Source organism: Lysinibacillus sp. DFXJR4, assembly GCF_057196045.1.
In genome coordinates this window covers 695,043-710,955 of record NZ_JBXUNW010000001.1, presented here as the reverse complement: position 1 = coordinate 710,955, position 15,913 = coordinate 695,043, and the positions used below count along the sequence as shown (strand labels likewise).

Sequence of the window (15,913 nt, the reverse complement as noted above, 5' to 3'; positions counted from 1 at the left end):
CAGAATACTTTAGCAACTATTCGAAGTCAAGAAATAAATGACAATAGTGTCATTTATTTTTTATAGAATTTGACAATTTAATGCTATACATCATATAATATCCCTATACTATATGATATATAATATAAACCCTTGTATAAGTAACCCATTGAGAGGTGAAAAAAAATGACATTTCAGCTTGGTTCAGCTTTGCTTGATGCTTGTGTGCTTGCTATTGTCGATAAAGAGGATGCATATGGCTATTTATTGACACAGCAAGTCCAGTCTGTGATGGATATTTCGGAATCAACGTTATATCCGGTGCTACGTCGATTACAAAAAGCAAACTACCTAACAACCTACGATCAGCCATATCAAGGTAGAAATAGACGGTATTACCAAATTACTGAACAAGGTCGAATACGATTACTAGAGCTTTTAAAAGAATGGAAACTCTATAAGGAAAAGGTTGATTGTGTACTATTAGGAGGTAATGTAAATGGATAGAGTAAGCTATTTAAAAAAGCTTCGAGGAAAATTACGTCGGCTTCCTGCGCATGAATTAGATGCTGCACTTGCCTATTATGAAGAATACTTTGAAGAGGCTGGAGAGGAGAATGAACAAAAGGTTATTGTAGAACTCGGCTCCCCTTCACAAGTAGCCTCTCAAATATTAGCTGATTTTGCACTGAAAGATTTGGAGGCTTCTTCAGAAAAATCAGCTAAAAAGAATATGACAGCTATTTGGCTCATTATTCTAGCTATATTGTCTGCACCACTTTCTCTACCATTACTTGCAGCGGCTATTGCACTGATTTTTTCATTTGGTGCGGTGATTATCAGTTTTATCTTTGCAATTGGGGCTGGCATCATCAGTATTTTTTTCGGTGGAATTGCCGCCCTTATTTCAGGTTTCTTTATTTTAACAGAGGATTGGCCCACTGCTTTACTCTTTATGGGTGTTGGCTTTATCGTAACAGGTTTGGGCGTTTTACTCTTTCCTGTCGTCGCTCGTTTTATCAAGAAAATCGTCCTTATTTCAGTTGAAACATTGGGAAGATTATTCCACAAAATAATGAGAAAACAAAAAGGAGGTTTTTAAAATGACTTCCAAAAATACTCTTTTAGCAATGACAATGATTGCTTTTGGTATTTTATTAGCAGTAGTTGGCTATTTTTCAGGCGGTCGCTGGTTACTTATCAAAGATGAGGATGGCCTACATGTACCAGGCAATAATACATTAGTTAGTCAATCACATGATTTGGATGCATTTACGAGTATAAATATAGTGAATGACTATGGCGATATTAGCATTATTGCAAATGATAGCAACTATAAGCTAGAAGCAAATGTACTTGAGCAACAAGATGTAACATATCATATTGAAAATGGAACTTTAACAATTGAAGCAAAAGCGAAGAAAAAGAACCGCATGCAATTTGGCTTTGCTAGCTTTTCTTCACCTTCTATCAAACTCTATGTCCCAGCAGATAAAAAACTAGATATGATTGTGATAGACAGTAAATTCGGAGATACAGCACTACAAGGACTACATTATCAACAGCTTAATCTTATTCAAGATTACGGTGATATTACATTTACGAATACGACAGGCGAGAAAACAGAGGTTGCCCAGGACTTTGGTGATTTAACGCTCCAACAATATTCTAGTAACGGCATCAACATTGAAAGCAAGCACGGAGATATAAATATTGATGGAACTTTAAATGGTCAAACCACTATTACTTCTAGCTTTGGCGATGCAACGCTTCACTTACAAAATAAACAAAGTGATATTGGTTATGCATTAAACACAAGCTTTGGTGATGTATCCATCAATGACGAAGAGCAAAGCGGAACAGTGACTCAATTAAACAAGGGTGATCATCAATTGAATGTTTCCTTGTCGCACGGTGACTTAGATGTGACTTTAAAAAAGTGAAATTAAAAAAAGCTGCAAGGATTAAACTTGCAGCTTATTGTTATATGATTTTTATATCGCCTGCATAGATTGTACGGATAGTTCCATCATCTTGGGTAAGCTGTAGTACTCCTTCTTCTGTAATTCCACTAGCAATGCCTTCAAAACGTTCACGTATCGTTGTAACCTCAATGCGTTGACCAATTGTGCAGGACATTTGCTCCCACAGCGCTTTTATACTTATAAAGCCCTCTTTGACATATAACTCTGTAAATTGCTCTAAGTACTGTAAGATTGTTGCAACAAGTGCAGCACGGTTAATCTCCTCGCCCGCTTCTAAGCGTAGAGATGTTGCAATATCAGCTATATCTGGTGAAAAATCTGATGCCACCTGATTTGCATTAATGCCGATACCTACAAGTAGAGCTTGTACTATATCCGCTTCTGCCTGCATCTCCGTTAAAATACCAGTACATTTTTTCCCGTTAATCAGAAGATCATTTGGCCATTTAATAGCCGGTTCAACCTGTTTATATAATGTCTTAATTGCCATTGTCACTGCAACTGCCACGACAAGCGTATAGGAAGAAGCTTGCTGGGGTGTAACATCTGGCCTCACAATAATAGTCATCCAAATGCCAGTGCCATTTGCAGATTCCCACATACGAGCCATACGGCCACGGCCAGCAGTTTGCTCTTCCCCAATTATAACCGTGCCTTGTGGTGCTCCCTCCTGTGCAAGCTTATGAGCAATTGTTTGTGTTGAATCGACTACATCAAAATAATGAATTTCCCGTCCAAATTGTTTTGTATTTAAAAAAAGCTCAATTTGGGTTGGATTTAAACTATTAGGTACTCCTGTCAGTACATAACCTTTTTTCTTAATTGTTTCAAATGTGTAGCCTTCCTCCTGCAGTGTCTGCATATGCTTCCAAATGGCTGTACGCGATACACCAAGAGAATCTGCCAGCTCCTGGCCAGAAACCGCTTCACCATCAGCTGCTAATATTCTTTTTAAAATTTCATCCTTCATGGAAATACTCATGCTCTATCCATTCCTTTATCTGTTGTCGGTCATTTCGAAGTTCGCCATTTACGACTGCTTCTAGCATCTTCTGTAATGCTTCCTTTACCCATGGCCCACCCTTTTTTCCAGACCATGTTAATAGATCAGAACCATTTACTACTAATTCCTGCTGATGTTTTATAGGAAGCTGAGCCTGTAATTCAGGTATACTTTGCTGTGGTATGTGAACGCTAAGTTCTCTAAGCTCTGCAACATAGCGAGCTGTCTCAAGTTCTTGCTGCGTAAACATCAAGTAATCCATATTCGACCAGCCTTTTTTTAAGGCATCTAAAGCGGCTATTACGGCCTTGACAAAACCGATTTCCTTATTCGATAATCGATAGCTACGTAATACGTCTTGCCAACATTCACCCTGTAACACCGCAAAATATGCCCAGCCTATTAGCTTATGATGAGCCTTAAAATCACACCATTGCTTAGCCTCAAAAGAACCTTGCAAATAATTGGCTAAACTACTTTTCTCAAGCATTGTAATACCTTTAAAAACATCTTTCCCTGTCCACATCTTATCAAGCTCTGCCTTTATGCGTTCATTTGCAATCCAAGAAATATCAGCGGCCTTATTCTGAATTGCCAACAATGTTGCAGACTCAATTTCAAAACCAAGCTGGGCTGAAAATCGTACCGCTCGAAGCATGCGTAAAGCATCCTCAGTAAATCGAATCTGAGGATTACCTACAGCGCGTATAATACCAGCCTCAATATCCTGACGTCCGCCGTAAAAATCAACGAAAGAGCCATCGCGGCACATCGCAATGGCATTCATCGTAAAATCTCGTCGCTGTAAATCATCCTGGAGCGAACGGACAAACTGCACTTCCTCAGGTCTACGGTGGTCCGTATATTGTCCGTCGGTACGAAATGTCGTTACCTCTACAGAACCGGCAGGCACGATAACAAGCACCGTCCCATGCTGAATACCTATATCAGCCGTATGATGAAAGACGGACTTCACTTCTTCTGGCATGGCATTTGTCGCTACATCTACATCGTGGGCAGGGCGACCGAGTATTGTATCTCGTACCGCGCCACCAACGATGACTGCTTCAAAGCCTGCGTTTTCTAATTGTTCTATAACTGAATAGGCTGCTTGCCAATCTTTATTGTTTTGCATGATTTCTTTCCGCAACCTTCTCGTACAATTTTTCATATTGCTCTACAATTTTAGCTGAGTGGAATTTTTCATCGACAGCACGAATAGCAGCTTCACGGAAACGTTGTAATTTCACTTCATCCTGCAATAAATTTACAGCGTACCCTGCTACAGCATCTGTATCCCCTAATTCCACTATATAACCATCCACATCATGTTCGATTACCTCAGGGATTCCTCCAACATTTGAGCCAATACAAGGCACGCCACACGCCATTGCTTCCAATAATACCAATCCGAAAGATTCCTGCTGTGAAAGTAATAATTTTAGATCACTAATGGCATACAATTCAGCCAAGTTTTCCTGTTTCCCTAAAAACAAAACATCTTTTACATAAGGACTTTCCTTTACTTGGTCCATTACACGATGCTTTTCTGGTCCATCCCCTACTAATAATAATTTTGCCTTCATATTCGCACGTATTTTCATAAATGCATCCACAATATGCGGAAGATTCTTAATTTTACGGAAGTTAGAGACGTGAATAATGACTTTTTCATCATCTTGAATACCAAATTGTTCCTTTAAATTACCTGAATTACGAGGGAAGTATTCACGCTCATCTACAAAGTTGTAAATCGTTTCAATAGGCTTTACCGTATCTATTAGTTCATAAGTTTGTTCCTTTAAAGCTTGGGATACTGTAGTGACAATATCAGATTTATCAATGCCATACTTTATCGCCTGTGACAGAGTGGAATCCTGCCCTAGCACCGATATATCAGTGCCATGTAAGGTTGTGACAATGCCAATATCCCGCCCGCTCATTTCACGTGCTAATACCGCACATACTGCATGTGGAATAGCATAATGCACATGTAATACGTCCAGCTCTTCATCCTTAATGACATCAGCCATCTTACTTGCTAAAGCAATATCGTATGGAGAATATTGAAATACCGAATAGTTATTCACTTCTACTTCATGGAAAAAGACGGTTGGATAAATTTTATTCAATCGAAATGGTACGCTTGAGGTGATGAAATGAATTTCGTGTCCTCTCTCTGCAAGCATTTTTCCTAATTCTGTCGCAATGACACCAGAGCCTCCAACAGTTGGGTAACAGGTAATGCCTATTTTTAGCTTTCTCATTCGATGATCATCCTTTCTAAATCGCGTCTTTTTTTAATTTCTTCTTTCTTGAATCAATCTCCAATCCACAAAGCCCTCTTGTAGGCCTTTAAGTAATATTTCTGCAGTTCCCATATTTGTTGCCAGTGGTACTTGGTAAACATCACAGAGACGGATAAGTGCAGAAACATCTGGCTCGTGTGGTTGTGCGGTTAAAGGATCGCGGAAAAAAATAACCATATCCATATCATTATTGGCAATCATTGCGCCAATTTGTTGGTCTCCACCAAGTGGACCTGAACGAAAACGGGTAACCTCTAAACCTGTAGCCTCAATTACGCGCTGCCCTGTTGTACCAGTAGCATACAAATTGTGCTCATTTAAAATATCTTTGTAAGCAATAGCAAACTGTACTAAATTATCTTTTTTACGATCATGTGCAATTAGTGCGATTTTCATAAAGCGTCCATCCCCATCTTTAGATGATGTTTTCTAAACCATATACAAGTTGATCCATTTTCATGACCTCTTCTACGCAAAAGGCTATCCCTGACATAAAAGAATTTCGATTTAAAGAATCATGGCGAATCGTTAATAACTGCCCATCCCCACCAAATAAAACTTGCTGGTGTGCTACTAGCCCTGGTAATCGGACGGAATGTATGCGCATGCCATCAAACTCTCCCCCTCTAGCACCAGCAATCGTTTCTTTTTCTTCAGGATGTCCTTGCCCTTTTGGTGCTCGAACTTCTTGAATCAATTGTGCTGTTTTAACAGCCGTCCCAGATGGAGCATCTAGCTTTTGATCGTGATGCATTTCAATAATTTCTACATCTGGTAAATATTTTGCCGCTTCCTTCGCGAATTTCATCATCAATATAGCACCGATTGCAAAGTTTGGGGCAATAATACATCCTAGCTCTTTTTCTTTTGCAATTGCAGATAATTCTTCTAGCTGTCTATCTGTAAAACCTGTTGTTCCTATGACAGGTCGTACATTTAAATGTAATGCTTCTTTTGTATGCTTATAGACGGCATGAGGGTTTGTTAAATCCACTAATACGTCTGGTGCCGTTGCTTCTACAAGATCATGCATTTCTGTAAATACAGGTACTGTATAGCTCGCCGGAAACATGTCTAAATCAGCTAATGTTTTTCCTACTTCCTTATAATCTAGTACAGCTACTAATTCCATTTTGTCATGTTTCATGACTGTATGTACAGCTTCAGCCCCCATTTTTCCCCTTGGTCCTGCAATTGCTACACGAATCGACATTATTCCTCATCCTTTCTAGTCCAGCGATCCTTATCTCTCGTTTCAAATTTATGTATGACGCGTAAAAGTGCTTCATCTAATTTAATGCCTTGTGCATTGGCAAAGCAAACTAACACAAAGAAAAAGTCCCCTAACTCTTCTTCAATGCTATTTGTGCCCTCTGTACTCTTTTTCTTTTTTTGTCCGTAAACATCTTGTACCTCTCGTGATAATTCACCAAGCTCCTCTGTTAATCGTGCCAATAATTCAAAGGGTGGGAAATAACCTTCCTTAAATTGTCCTATATAATCATCAACACGCTGCTGTAAAGCTTGCATTGTCACTTGTTCAGTCATTATAATCACACTCCTACATACCATCGTATAAAATTTACACCATTGTTGTCAAAAACAATAAAATGTCAGATAATAGATAGCACTACTTCATTTGTTGGAACTACAGGAGGACACATGCTAAAACAGATTAAAATTCGCAATATCATCCTAATTATGCTCGGAGCTGCTATTTTTAGCTTCGGCTTCGTCCACTTTAACATGCAAAATCAGCTTGGCGAAGGTGGCTTAAGTGGTATCACTCTTATACTTTATTTTACACTAGGCTGGGACCCTGCCTTAATGAATTTACTATTGAATATTCCTATGTTTATCATAGGCTATCGTTTACTTGGAAAAAAGTCATTTATTTATACACTTGTGGGAACCTTATCGGTATCCGTATTCCTTAAAGTTTTCCAAAAATATCAATTCACAATTCATTTAGAGGACGATATGCTACTTGTTGCTCTTTTTGCAGGTGTATTTGTTGGACTAGGACTTGGCATTGTCTTTCGTTTTGGTGGTACGACTGGTGGTGTGGATATTTTAGCGCGACTAGGTCATAAATATTTCGGCTGGAGCATGGGTAAGACAATGTTCATCTTTGATGCCATCGTTATTATTCTATCATGGTTAACTTTTTTAGATGCACGCTCTATGATGTATACGCTTGTTGCGGTGTTTGTTGGAGCTCGTGTCATTGATTTTGTTCAAGAAGGAGCTTATGCTGCACGTGGGGCACTTATTATCTCTGAGAAATCAAGTACGATTGCTGAAATGATTGCACTACGTATGGAACGCGGAATCACAATTCTGGAGGGTCATGGTCATTTTACAAAGCAGCAAAAGGAAGTCATATATTGTGTGATTGGCCGAAATGAGGTAGTACGGTTGAAATCAATTATTCATGATGTAGATCCACATGCCTTTGTATCCATTATCGAAGTTCGTGATGTTGCAGGAGAGGGCTTTACCCTTGACGATCAAAAACAGCCCTTACATTAAACGAGCATGGACTTTTCATTAACAAAGTCCCCTTCAAAGAATTCAAACTGCTAGCTATCTGGCGAGCAGTTTTTTTCTTTGATATAGATAAAAAACTTGCCATAGTGGCGATTTCACCACTACAGCAAGCCTTTACGTTAATCATCACTACGCATATTTGTAAAGATTAACACTAAACGTAATAATTCTAAGACAGCTACTGCTGCGGCTGCAACATATGTTAATGCCGCTGCACTTAACACTTTTCGTGCTGGTCGCTCTTCCTCATTTGTAATGATACCTAATGAATTCATTTGCACTAACGCACGCTTAGATGCATCAAATTCAACGGGTAAGGTTACTAATTGGAAAACTACGCCTGCTGCCAGTAGGACGATACCTAGTAATAACATATTGGACAAGCCAGAAAAAATACCAATCATTACAAATATCCAAGATGCATTGGATGAAATATTTGCTACTGGAACTAGCTTACTACGTAATGTTAACATGGAATAAGCTTCTTTATGTTGGATGGCGTGGCCTACCTCATGGGCAGCAACAGCAGCACCTGCAACACTCGCTTCATGAAAGTTACTTTCTGATAAAGCAACTGTTTTTGTTGCCGGATTATAATGGTCCGACAAAACACCTTGCGTTGGAACAACTCGTACATCATATAAACCGTTCGCATCTAAAATCGCACGCGCTACCTCTGCACCTGTTTGTCCCTTCATTGTACGTTCTTTCGCAAACTTATTGTACGTGCCCTTAACCTTCATTTGAGCATATAGCGGCAGTAACAATATAATCGCAAAATAAACAATATACATGCCTGTTGACAATTTACTAACCCCTTTCTACCTCGATACTATAATTCTATAATCATTACCCTAATTCGGCAAATATTTGCGCCACCTTATTGAGAAAATAGCTAAAAATATACATGCAATTGATAACCAAAACGTAAAATAGCCAATATAGCTAGTATAATCTGCTAAGTCACGGTACATGGGCATCTGTCCAAAAACATAATCAATAACATCATTATGCAATGTCCAAACCGCTGCTACAGCGATATGCCAATATGTAAAAACATATTTCCCGATATAAAGAATTGCTTGAACAGCCATTGCAAAATGGGAGCCTACGAGCATCCATCCTTGCCAGCCAATCGAACCTGTTTCAATCAGTGTCCAAATATTCATAACGTCAGCCCATATCCCATATTTCACTAACGTAACTAGAGCAAGCACTTCCATCAATGGCCAACTTTTTCCCATAATCCAGACTATCAAGACAAAGCAAAAGAATAGGCTGGCAGTTGGGCTATCCGGCACAAAAATATAAAAAATGGGCTTTGTTATTGCTAGCTGCCAGCCATACCAATAATAGCCGTAGATTGTTCCAAGTAGATTAATAATGAGTAATACAACTAAAAATGATTTATGTGTAAGGAGATACCAGATATTTGCACGTGTAATTTGCATGTTTAACACTCCTTTATCTTGCGTCTTTACTAAGATGCCTTTTTTAACTGTAATTATGTATCCTATTGTCCTTAATCGTCTGTATTTTGTAATGAGGAGACAGTATTTATTCTAACAAAAAAGTACAAACTATTCAGCTTTATTGGAACAGAAGGTAGCTATAAAACAGGAAATTCAAAACACAAGCATAAATGAAACAAAATTATTGTAATAAAATATATTTCACGGGAACTTTCTTGATGCTGAAACAGTCCCATATAAAGCGAGAAAAAAGAGTCAGTTTCCTGACTCTTTTAAACTATGCTTATTTAGCTTTTAAGCTTGCAATAAATTCAGCTAATTGCTTCGCTTCTTCATCTGTACCATTAAATAATCCTTTTGGCATTTTGCCGCGACCATTATGGATAATATCTTCAACTTCTTCAGCTGTTAATGTATTTCCAAGTAATTGTGGAGCAGATGGACCACCTTTTAAGTCAGCAGCATGACAACCGATACAAGATTTAGCTTGTTCTCCAGTGTCACCATTCCAAATTGCAAAACCTGGTAAAGATTCATCAATATCAACTTCAACCTCTTCTACAATGGCACCCATAGCTTTTTGAGCTTCCCAGTCGTGGTTCACAACTGACTCCCAAGTTAAGTAGAACATAGCAGCCAAAGTTAATAACATAAACGCAGTCGGTAACGGACGTTTAGATGGACGACGTTCTGGGCCTTTATCTAAAAATGGCATTAATAATAGCGCTCCAAATGCAAGACCTGGAATTACAAGAGTCCCAATGATTTGGTATGGACCAGAAGCAAATGAGTATTTTAAAAGTTGATACATAGATAAGAAGTACCAGTCTGGTAGTGGTGTATATGCTCTAGTTGGATCAGCCGGCCCTTCAAGTGGCGATGGATGAGCAACTGTTAATAATAAATAAGCAATTAAGAATACAGCACCAACCATCCATTCTTTTAGTAAGAAGTTTGGCCAGAAGGCTTCCGTCTTACCTGGATATTCGGAATAATCCTTTGGAACGTTCGGCATTCTATGATTCGCTTTAATACGAGAATCACCAACAAATTTCATTCCTTTTCCGCGATGCATTGTTTCCCCTCCTTTAAAAAATCATCGAACCGTCAAGAACTATTACAACGGCCCTGAAATTCCTTGACGACGAATCATGATAAAGTGTGCTGCAAGTAACCCAAACAATACTGCAGGTAAGAAGAATACATGAATCGCAAAGAATCGTGTTAACGTTTGAGCTCCAAGAATCGTTGAGTCACCCGCTAATAAGACTTTAATCATCCCACCGATAAACGGTACAGATGCAGCAATTTCGATACCTACTTTTGTAGCGAATAATGCTTTCATATCCCAAGGTAATAAGTATCCTGTAAAGCCAAGACCCATCATTACACCAAAAATACCTACACCAACCATCCAGTTTAATTCACGAGGTTTCTTATAAGAACCTGTAAAGAATACACGAAGCGTATGTAAGAACATCATTACGATTACTAATGAAGCTCCCCAGTGGTGCATACCGCGTACGATTTCACCGAATGCTACTTCGTTTTGTAAATAATAAACTGACTTCCATGCATTCACTACGTCTGGTACATAGTACATTGTTAAAAACATACCAGATAGAATTTGTATAACTGTAATGAAGAACGTTAATCCACCAAAACAGTAAACGAATGCTGAAAAATGATGTGCAGGGTTTACGTGCTCAGGCACTTCGTGGTCGGCAATATCACGCCAAATCGGTGTAATATCTAAGCGTTCATCGACCCAATCATAAATTTTATTTAGCACTGTTTTGTACCCCCTTACTTAACTAGAGTGTTTGCTTTAGTTGGACCAAGTGATAAGTAACCATCTTCTTCTTTAATTTCATATTCATCCAACGGACCTGTAGGTGGTGTTCCTGGTACGTTTTTACCATTTTTCTCGTAACGTCCAGCATGACAAGGACAGAAGAATTGATCTGGGTGTCCTGAATCTCCTCCCCAGTTCACCATACATCCTAAATGCTTACAAACAGGAGATAAGGCTATAATTTGATCGCCACTTTTGTAAACCCATGCCATATTCGTTACTTCTGATTTGTACCATGCATCAACTTGTTCAAATTTCAAATCAACTTTAACAGGTTCTTCAGTAATATCAGCGATTTTATGCTCCGTTTTTATGAAATTCCCACCACCATGATTTTGTAGCACTGGGTCAATCGCAAAGCGAACCATCGGCATCAGCATACCCGCCGCCATAAAGCCACCTACACCAGTAAGTGTATAGCTTAGGAATTGACGACGTGAAACTCGATTATTACTCATTTTTTTCCCCCCTCTAACTTAAAGGTCAGTCCAACGGACATACTTTTACAAATAGTAATACTAGGACATATCTATGATATATCAAGTCCATAGCTTGGTCAATATAGCATTCTGTGGAAAGCTGGAGAATGTGAACATTTATTGAAACAAATTGTTAAATCTGTGCCCATTTAGTCGAAAAAGTCGGAATCACTTGTCGTAGTTGATCCTCGAGAATAGAGTTTTTCACACCTTTATCCATGCTTTCTAATGGAATCGCTGGTAGCCAAATAACATTTACTACATCTCCAATATTTGTCCAAAAATGATCACAAGTAATGAAGAACACATGCTTAAAACCAGCATTATGTAATTGTGATTCTAATAGCTGAGGCAATTCTTCGTTTTTCATAATTGTACTATATGAAAATGGTGGCAATAGTAATAACCGTCCTTTAAATTGTTGCTCAATAAAAGACGTCAGCGATAACAAAAAATCTGCCTCTGCTCCGCTCTGTTTTATTTTTTCAGAAGTTAAATCGATGGATACGAGTGGGACAATTGCTGTATCGATAAATTCCTTCTGCGCCATAAACGATGTCACATCGTTCGCATTAAAATACATTTATTTAAACCTCCTTATCTTACCAACATCAATTTCGCCTTGGCGTAATTGCGTCTGGATTTTGAATTATGCCTGCATAATTCATTCCTTTGAAAATCCGTGACATCCGCCGGAGGCTTTGGGCCAACACGATGTTGGTCACTCAGTCGTTGCCACAGGACGTGGCGTTCTTAGACTGAGTTCCGCTATTTCAGTAGGTGATTGGACACCCACTGAAAAGAAACCAAAACCGCATTCATCTCACCACCTTTAGAGGTGGGAGTCTTCTGTATCTGCCGCTGCCGCTACGCTTTCGCACATAAAACATCTGCCACTATGCTTTCGATACAAAAAACATTTGCTGAATGAAGATAAAAATGCCCTTTTCCACCTTTAAATAGGATAGCCAATAAAAAGTGAAAACAATCATTCACTAGTTATGTTACCATATCAAGGTGGATAAAGGACATTCAATTTTTAACTATTACTATTGTAAATTAGCCGTTTCCTTTAAAGCTTGTAACAAATTTGACAATTCATAAAAGCGCTCTTCATCTCCCTGATCGAGGGCTTCATCAATTTGTGCGAGTAATTTTTCTTCTTGGAATACGAGTAAGCTGTTGGAAAGCAGCTCTTCTGCCAGTAAACGGTCTTTTTCACTAACAATCAGTGTTTCTGGCATATAAGGGTTTTCTTCAAGAACTGCTAAGTATTGTGCACTTGGTGGTGTATTCGGAAAATTCAATTGTATATACATATCTTCATGTTCATGTAAGCGTAAATCATGAAAGGATTTCTCAGCATCTGCTGTCATTACATTGCCTTTATAAAAACGAAATGGCACACCCGTTGAGTCAACAGTCGACATCACCATTGCTCTTGGGCAATAATGTGCTTCTTCAACAAATCGGATTCGCTTTAATAGTTCGTCATTACTTAAAAGGTAATTTAAAATCCATACACACTCACGACGTTTCAATTGATAATTTTTTAAAAACCATCGAACAAATGCTTTTTTATCGACAACTGATACAGAAGCAGTCATACCCACTCCCTCCTTTACTCAAATTCTAAGGATTCTAACTTCTCTTGCCACTCTGTTTCACCTGGTTGAATAGCTATTAATTGACCGAGTACTTCCTTCGCTTCTGAACGCTTTCCTTCCTCTAATAAGAAATAAACATATTTTTCTAAAAATGCTGCGTCTTCCTTAAAATCATTATATGCCAAACTGTAAAATTCGTATGCACGGTCGTACAATTCTAAATTTTCATATGCCTCTGCAGCAAACGGATATAAAGCGCTCCATTCAAAATCATTTTGCTGCAAGGTTTCAAATAATTCGATGACATCTTCGAAACGTTCTTGCTGTGCCAAAATAGAGATTAAGGCTAATACTGCCTCCATGTATTCCGGATCTAATGCTACTGCCTCACGTAAATACTGTTCTGCCTCAGCTGGTAGTCCATTTTTTAGTGCCATTTTGCCTGCAAACAAATATAAAGTTTTATCATATTCGTCACGCTTTAAACCTTCAAGAATGGCGCTATACGCTTTTTTATTATCCTCTGTCATGGCATAGCTCTCGGCAAGTAATAAATAGGCAGAGAAATAATCAGGATCTAATTCTTTTAACTCTTCCAATTGTTTAATCGCCATTTCGTATTTTTGTGATTGGAATGCAGAATAGGCTGCACCAAATAAAATATCTGGCTTTACTTCATCCTCAAGAGCTGCTAAATAGTAATCTAAAGCTGTTTCATAGGCAGCTCCAGCCCGATATACCTCAGCAAGGCGTTCAAGAAGATTTACACCTGCAAATTCGCCTTGTTGTTCATTTAACTCTTCATATAGTCTGGCAGCCTCTAAAAAACGGCCTGTTTCAAATAATAGTTCTGCTTTGGCAAAATGCAATAAAGGCTCATCTGGTAAAATAGCTAACGCCTCATTGATACGCTTTTCCGCCACCTCATACAGTCCTTGCATTTGGTAATAATCCGCTAATACTACTAAAGCTTGCGGATATTCTGGTGAAGTCTCCTCAATTTCTAATAATAAATCTAATGCATCATCCTCATTACCAAGCTCCATTAAGACATTTGCACGATCGATTTTTAACTGTGCCTCATCTGGGAATAAAAATTGCAAATGCTCCAGTACACGGTCAGCTTCTTTCATATACCCATACTGCATAAAAACCTCAGCTAGTGCATAAATTTCCTCGGGTAGCTCCTTCATTAAAAAAGATTCCAGTAGCTGATCAATTAATGCTAAGTCCCCTTGTTCAAGTGCTTGCATCATTTCAGTCATCGCATTGTTCACAGTCATTCACCTATTCTTTCATTGATATCTTTATGCTACAAAACATTTTCTTTCGAAACAAGAAAAAACTCCCCAATTACTTGGGAAGTCTTTCATCATTTTTTACTTTACAGACTCAATATGTTCAAAAAATGTTGGATAAGACACTGCGATACAATCAGCGTCGTCTAATGTAACTGCTCCATCTGTTATAAGTGCTGCTATAGCGCCCATCATACCGATACGATGATCCCCATATGTTTGGAGGCTAGCACCTTGTAATGGTGTTGGTCCTTCAATTATCATACCATCTTCTGTAGCTTCAATTTTTGCACCAAGTTTTCTCAGTTCATCTACAACAGCCGCTATCCGGTCTGTTTCTTTGACTTTTAGCTCCTCAGCATCCTTAATGACCGTTTTGCCATCTGCCTGAGTGGCTAATAAAGCAAGAATCGGAATTTCATCGATAAGTCGAGGAATAATTTCCCCCTCAATTGTAGTGGCTTTTAATGATGAGGTTTCTATTGTAATGGTTGCAGTCGGCTCTGACTGACTATCTTCATTTGGAATCACCGTCATTGATGCACCCATATTTTGAAGAACTTCAATGATACCGTCGCGTGTCGGATTAATTCCGACATTTTCAAGCATAATCTTACTATTATGACAGATAGCACCAGCCACTAAGAAAAAGGCTGCTGACGAAATATCACCGGGTACAGACACTTGTGTTCCCGTCAACGTTTGACCTCCTTCAAATGATATAACACCATCCCTTACATCAATTTCTGCCCCAAATTGACGGAGCATACGTTCAGTATGATCTCGAGAAATTTCCGTTTCTCGTACGATCGTAGTACCTGCTGCACGCAAGCCTGCCAGTAAAACAGCGGATTTCACCTGTGCACTAGCAACTGGCATATGATAATCAATCGCCTGTAATGATGTCCCCTGGATAGCTAATGGGGTGTATTGACCATTGGCTCTTCCTGTAATGTGTGCACCCATTTGACGTAAAGGATCGATAACACGACGCATTGGTCTCTTGCCGATTGACGCATCCCCTGTCATTACTGAATGGACATTAGAACCAGCTAGGATTCCTAACATTAGGCGTGTCGTGGTCCCGGAGTTACCTGTATATAAAATCTCTGTAGGCTCTTGCCATCCGTCGATTCCTGGACTGTCTATGGAGACAGAAGTGCCTTCCACATCTATTTTTACACCGAGTTTTCGGAAGCAATCAATTGTACTTAAACAATCCTCTCCTAATAAAAAGCCATCTACTGTCGTTTTACCTGTAGCAATTGCTCCAAACATAACAGAACGGTGAGAAACAGATTTGTCACCAGGGATCGTCAAAGTTCCTCGCAAGGTAGGTTTATTATATTGTAAAACTTTTTCATTCATTGTTTTTT

General features: G+C 38.8%; 19 protein-coding genes. 4 read left to right on the top strand and 15 right to left on the bottom strand.

Annotation, left to right across the window (positions count from 1 at the left end):
• Positions 1-165: 165 nt before the first annotated feature.
• Genes AC2CGN_RS03615 through AC2CGN_RS03605 form a run of 3 tightly spaced genes read left to right on the top strand, consistent with a single transcriptional unit; the run spans position 166 to position 1,922 of the window.
• Entirely contained in the window at positions 166-486 is a 321-nt protein-coding gene (locus AC2CGN_RS03615; RefSeq protein ID WP_054770306.1) for a PadR family transcriptional regulator, read from the top strand.
• Positions 479-1,081, top strand: a complete 603-nt coding sequence (locus AC2CGN_RS03610; RefSeq protein ID WP_369595138.1) for a DUF1700 domain-containing protein — start codon at positions 479-481, stop codon at positions 1,079-1,081. The genes AC2CGN_RS03615 and AC2CGN_RS03610 overlap by 8 nt, the downstream gene beginning before the upstream one ends.
• A gap of 1 nt (position 1,082) precedes the next feature.
• A complete protein-coding gene (locus AC2CGN_RS03605) occupies positions 1,083-1,922 on the top strand; it encodes a DUF4097 family beta strand repeat-containing protein (RefSeq protein ID WP_429990611.1) in 840 nt (279 codons plus the stop codon).
• Between the two features lie 40 nt (positions 1,923-1,962).
• Here the strand turns inward: AC2CGN_RS03605 and AC2CGN_RS03600 are convergent, their stop codons facing one another.
• From AC2CGN_RS03600 to AC2CGN_RS03575, 6 genes are read right to left on the bottom strand one after another with little or no spacing between them, the layout of a single operon-like run.
• Positions 1,963-2,946, bottom strand: coding sequence for a biotin--[acetyl-CoA-carboxylase] ligase (locus AC2CGN_RS03600; RefSeq protein WP_484512190.1), 984 nt, complete (start codon positions 2,944-2,946; stop codon positions 1,963-1,965).
• On the bottom strand, positions 2,924-4,102 hold the full coding sequence (locus AC2CGN_RS03595; protein WP_484512188.1) for a CCA tRNA nucleotidyltransferase: 1,179 nt from the start codon (positions 4,100-4,102) through the stop codon (positions 2,924-2,926). Before AC2CGN_RS03595 ends, AC2CGN_RS03600 begins: the two co-directional genes overlap by 23 nt.
• The gene (gene bshA / locus AC2CGN_RS03590) at positions 4,089-5,234 is read right to left on the bottom strand and encodes an N-acetyl-alpha-D-glucosaminyl L-malate synthase BshA (protein WP_429981067.1); all 1,146 of its coding nucleotides are present in this window, start codon (positions 5,232-5,234) and stop codon (positions 4,089-4,091) included. Before bshA ends, AC2CGN_RS03595 begins: the two co-directional genes overlap by 14 nt.
• Before the next feature lie 33 nt (positions 5,235-5,267).
• Complete coding sequence (gene mgsA, locus AC2CGN_RS03585; protein WP_429984830.1) at positions 5,268-5,672, bottom strand: methylglyoxal synthase; 405 nt, start codon at positions 5,670-5,672, stop codon at positions 5,268-5,270.
• Between the two features lie 19 nt (positions 5,673-5,691).
• Positions 5,692-6,489 (bottom strand): 4-hydroxy-tetrahydrodipicolinate reductase, encoded by a 798-nt coding sequence (dapB, locus tag AC2CGN_RS03580; protein ID WP_429984829.1) that lies wholly within the window; start codon positions 6,487-6,489, stop codon positions 5,692-5,694.
• Complete coding sequence (locus AC2CGN_RS03575; protein WP_283871546.1) at positions 6,489-6,824, bottom strand: nucleotide pyrophosphohydrolase; 336 nt, start codon at positions 6,822-6,824, stop codon at positions 6,489-6,491. The genes dapB and AC2CGN_RS03575 overlap by 1 nt, the downstream gene beginning before the upstream one ends.
• Positions 6,825-6,938: 114 nt before the next feature.
• Here AC2CGN_RS03575 and AC2CGN_RS03570 point away from each other — a divergent pair, with 114 nt between their 5' ends.
• Positions 6,939-7,808 (top strand): YitT family protein, encoded by an 870-nt coding sequence (locus AC2CGN_RS03570; RefSeq protein ID WP_429990615.1) that lies wholly within the window; start codon positions 6,939-6,941, stop codon positions 7,806-7,808.
• A gap of 137 nt (positions 7,809-7,945) precedes the next feature.
• On the opposite strand, the gene AC2CGN_RS03565 is transcribed toward AC2CGN_RS03570, so the two are convergent.
• The 9 genes from AC2CGN_RS03565 to aroA form a co-directional block, all read right to left on the bottom strand.
• A complete protein-coding gene (locus tag AC2CGN_RS03565) occupies positions 7,946-8,620 on the bottom strand; it encodes a zinc metallopeptidase (protein ID WP_429983947.1) in 675 nt (224 codons plus the stop codon).
• Positions 8,621-8,680: 60 nt separating this feature from the next.
• Positions 8,681-9,277: a lipoprotein heptaprenylglyceryl N-acetyltransferase LhaT gene (gene lhaT, locus AC2CGN_RS03560; protein ID WP_283871544.1), complete on the bottom strand. Its 597-nt coding sequence runs from the start codon at positions 9,275-9,277 to the stop codon at positions 8,681-8,683.
• A 304-nt stretch (positions 9,278-9,581) separates the two neighbouring features.
• Positions 9,582-10,373 carry a c-type cytochrome gene (locus AC2CGN_RS03555; protein ID WP_429984827.1) on the bottom strand — a complete coding sequence of 264 codons (792 nt, stop codon included), beginning with the start codon at positions 10,371-10,373 and terminating at the stop codon, positions 9,582-9,584.
• 42 nt (positions 10,374-10,415) lie between these two features.
• The gene (qcrB, locus tag AC2CGN_RS03550) at positions 10,416-11,090 is read right to left on the bottom strand and encodes a menaquinol-cytochrome c reductase cytochrome b subunit (protein ID WP_054770303.1); all 675 of its coding nucleotides are present in this window, start codon (positions 11,088-11,090) and stop codon (positions 10,416-10,418) included.
• Between the two features lie 14 nt (positions 11,091-11,104).
• The gene (locus AC2CGN_RS03545; protein ID WP_484512183.1) at positions 11,105-11,611 is read right to left on the bottom strand and encodes a Rieske (2Fe-2S) protein; all 507 of its coding nucleotides are present in this window, start codon (positions 11,609-11,611) and stop codon (positions 11,105-11,107) included.
• Positions 11,612-11,765: 154 nt separating this feature from the next.
• Positions 11,766-12,215 (bottom strand): DUF2487 family protein, encoded by a 450-nt coding sequence (locus AC2CGN_RS03540; protein WP_429981064.1) that lies wholly within the window; start codon positions 12,213-12,215, stop codon positions 11,766-11,768.
• Positions 12,216-12,681: 466 nt separating this feature from the next.
• The gene (locus tag AC2CGN_RS03535; RefSeq protein WP_283871540.1) at positions 12,682-13,239 is read right to left on the bottom strand and encodes a ReoY family proteolytic degradation factor; all 558 of its coding nucleotides are present in this window, start codon (positions 13,237-13,239) and stop codon (positions 12,682-12,684) included.
• A gap of 14 nt (positions 13,240-13,253) precedes the next feature.
• Positions 13,254-14,522: a tetratricopeptide repeat protein gene (locus AC2CGN_RS03530; RefSeq protein ID WP_369595128.1), complete on the bottom strand. Its 1,269-nt coding sequence runs from the start codon at positions 14,520-14,522 to the stop codon at positions 13,254-13,256.
• A 96-nt stretch (positions 14,523-14,618) separates the two neighbouring features.
• Positions 14,619-15,905, bottom strand: a complete 1,287-nt coding sequence (gene aroA, locus AC2CGN_RS03525; RefSeq protein WP_484512180.1) for a 3-phosphoshikimate 1-carboxyvinyltransferase — start codon at positions 15,903-15,905, stop codon at positions 14,619-14,621.
• Positions 15,906-15,913: the final 8 nt, after the last annotated feature.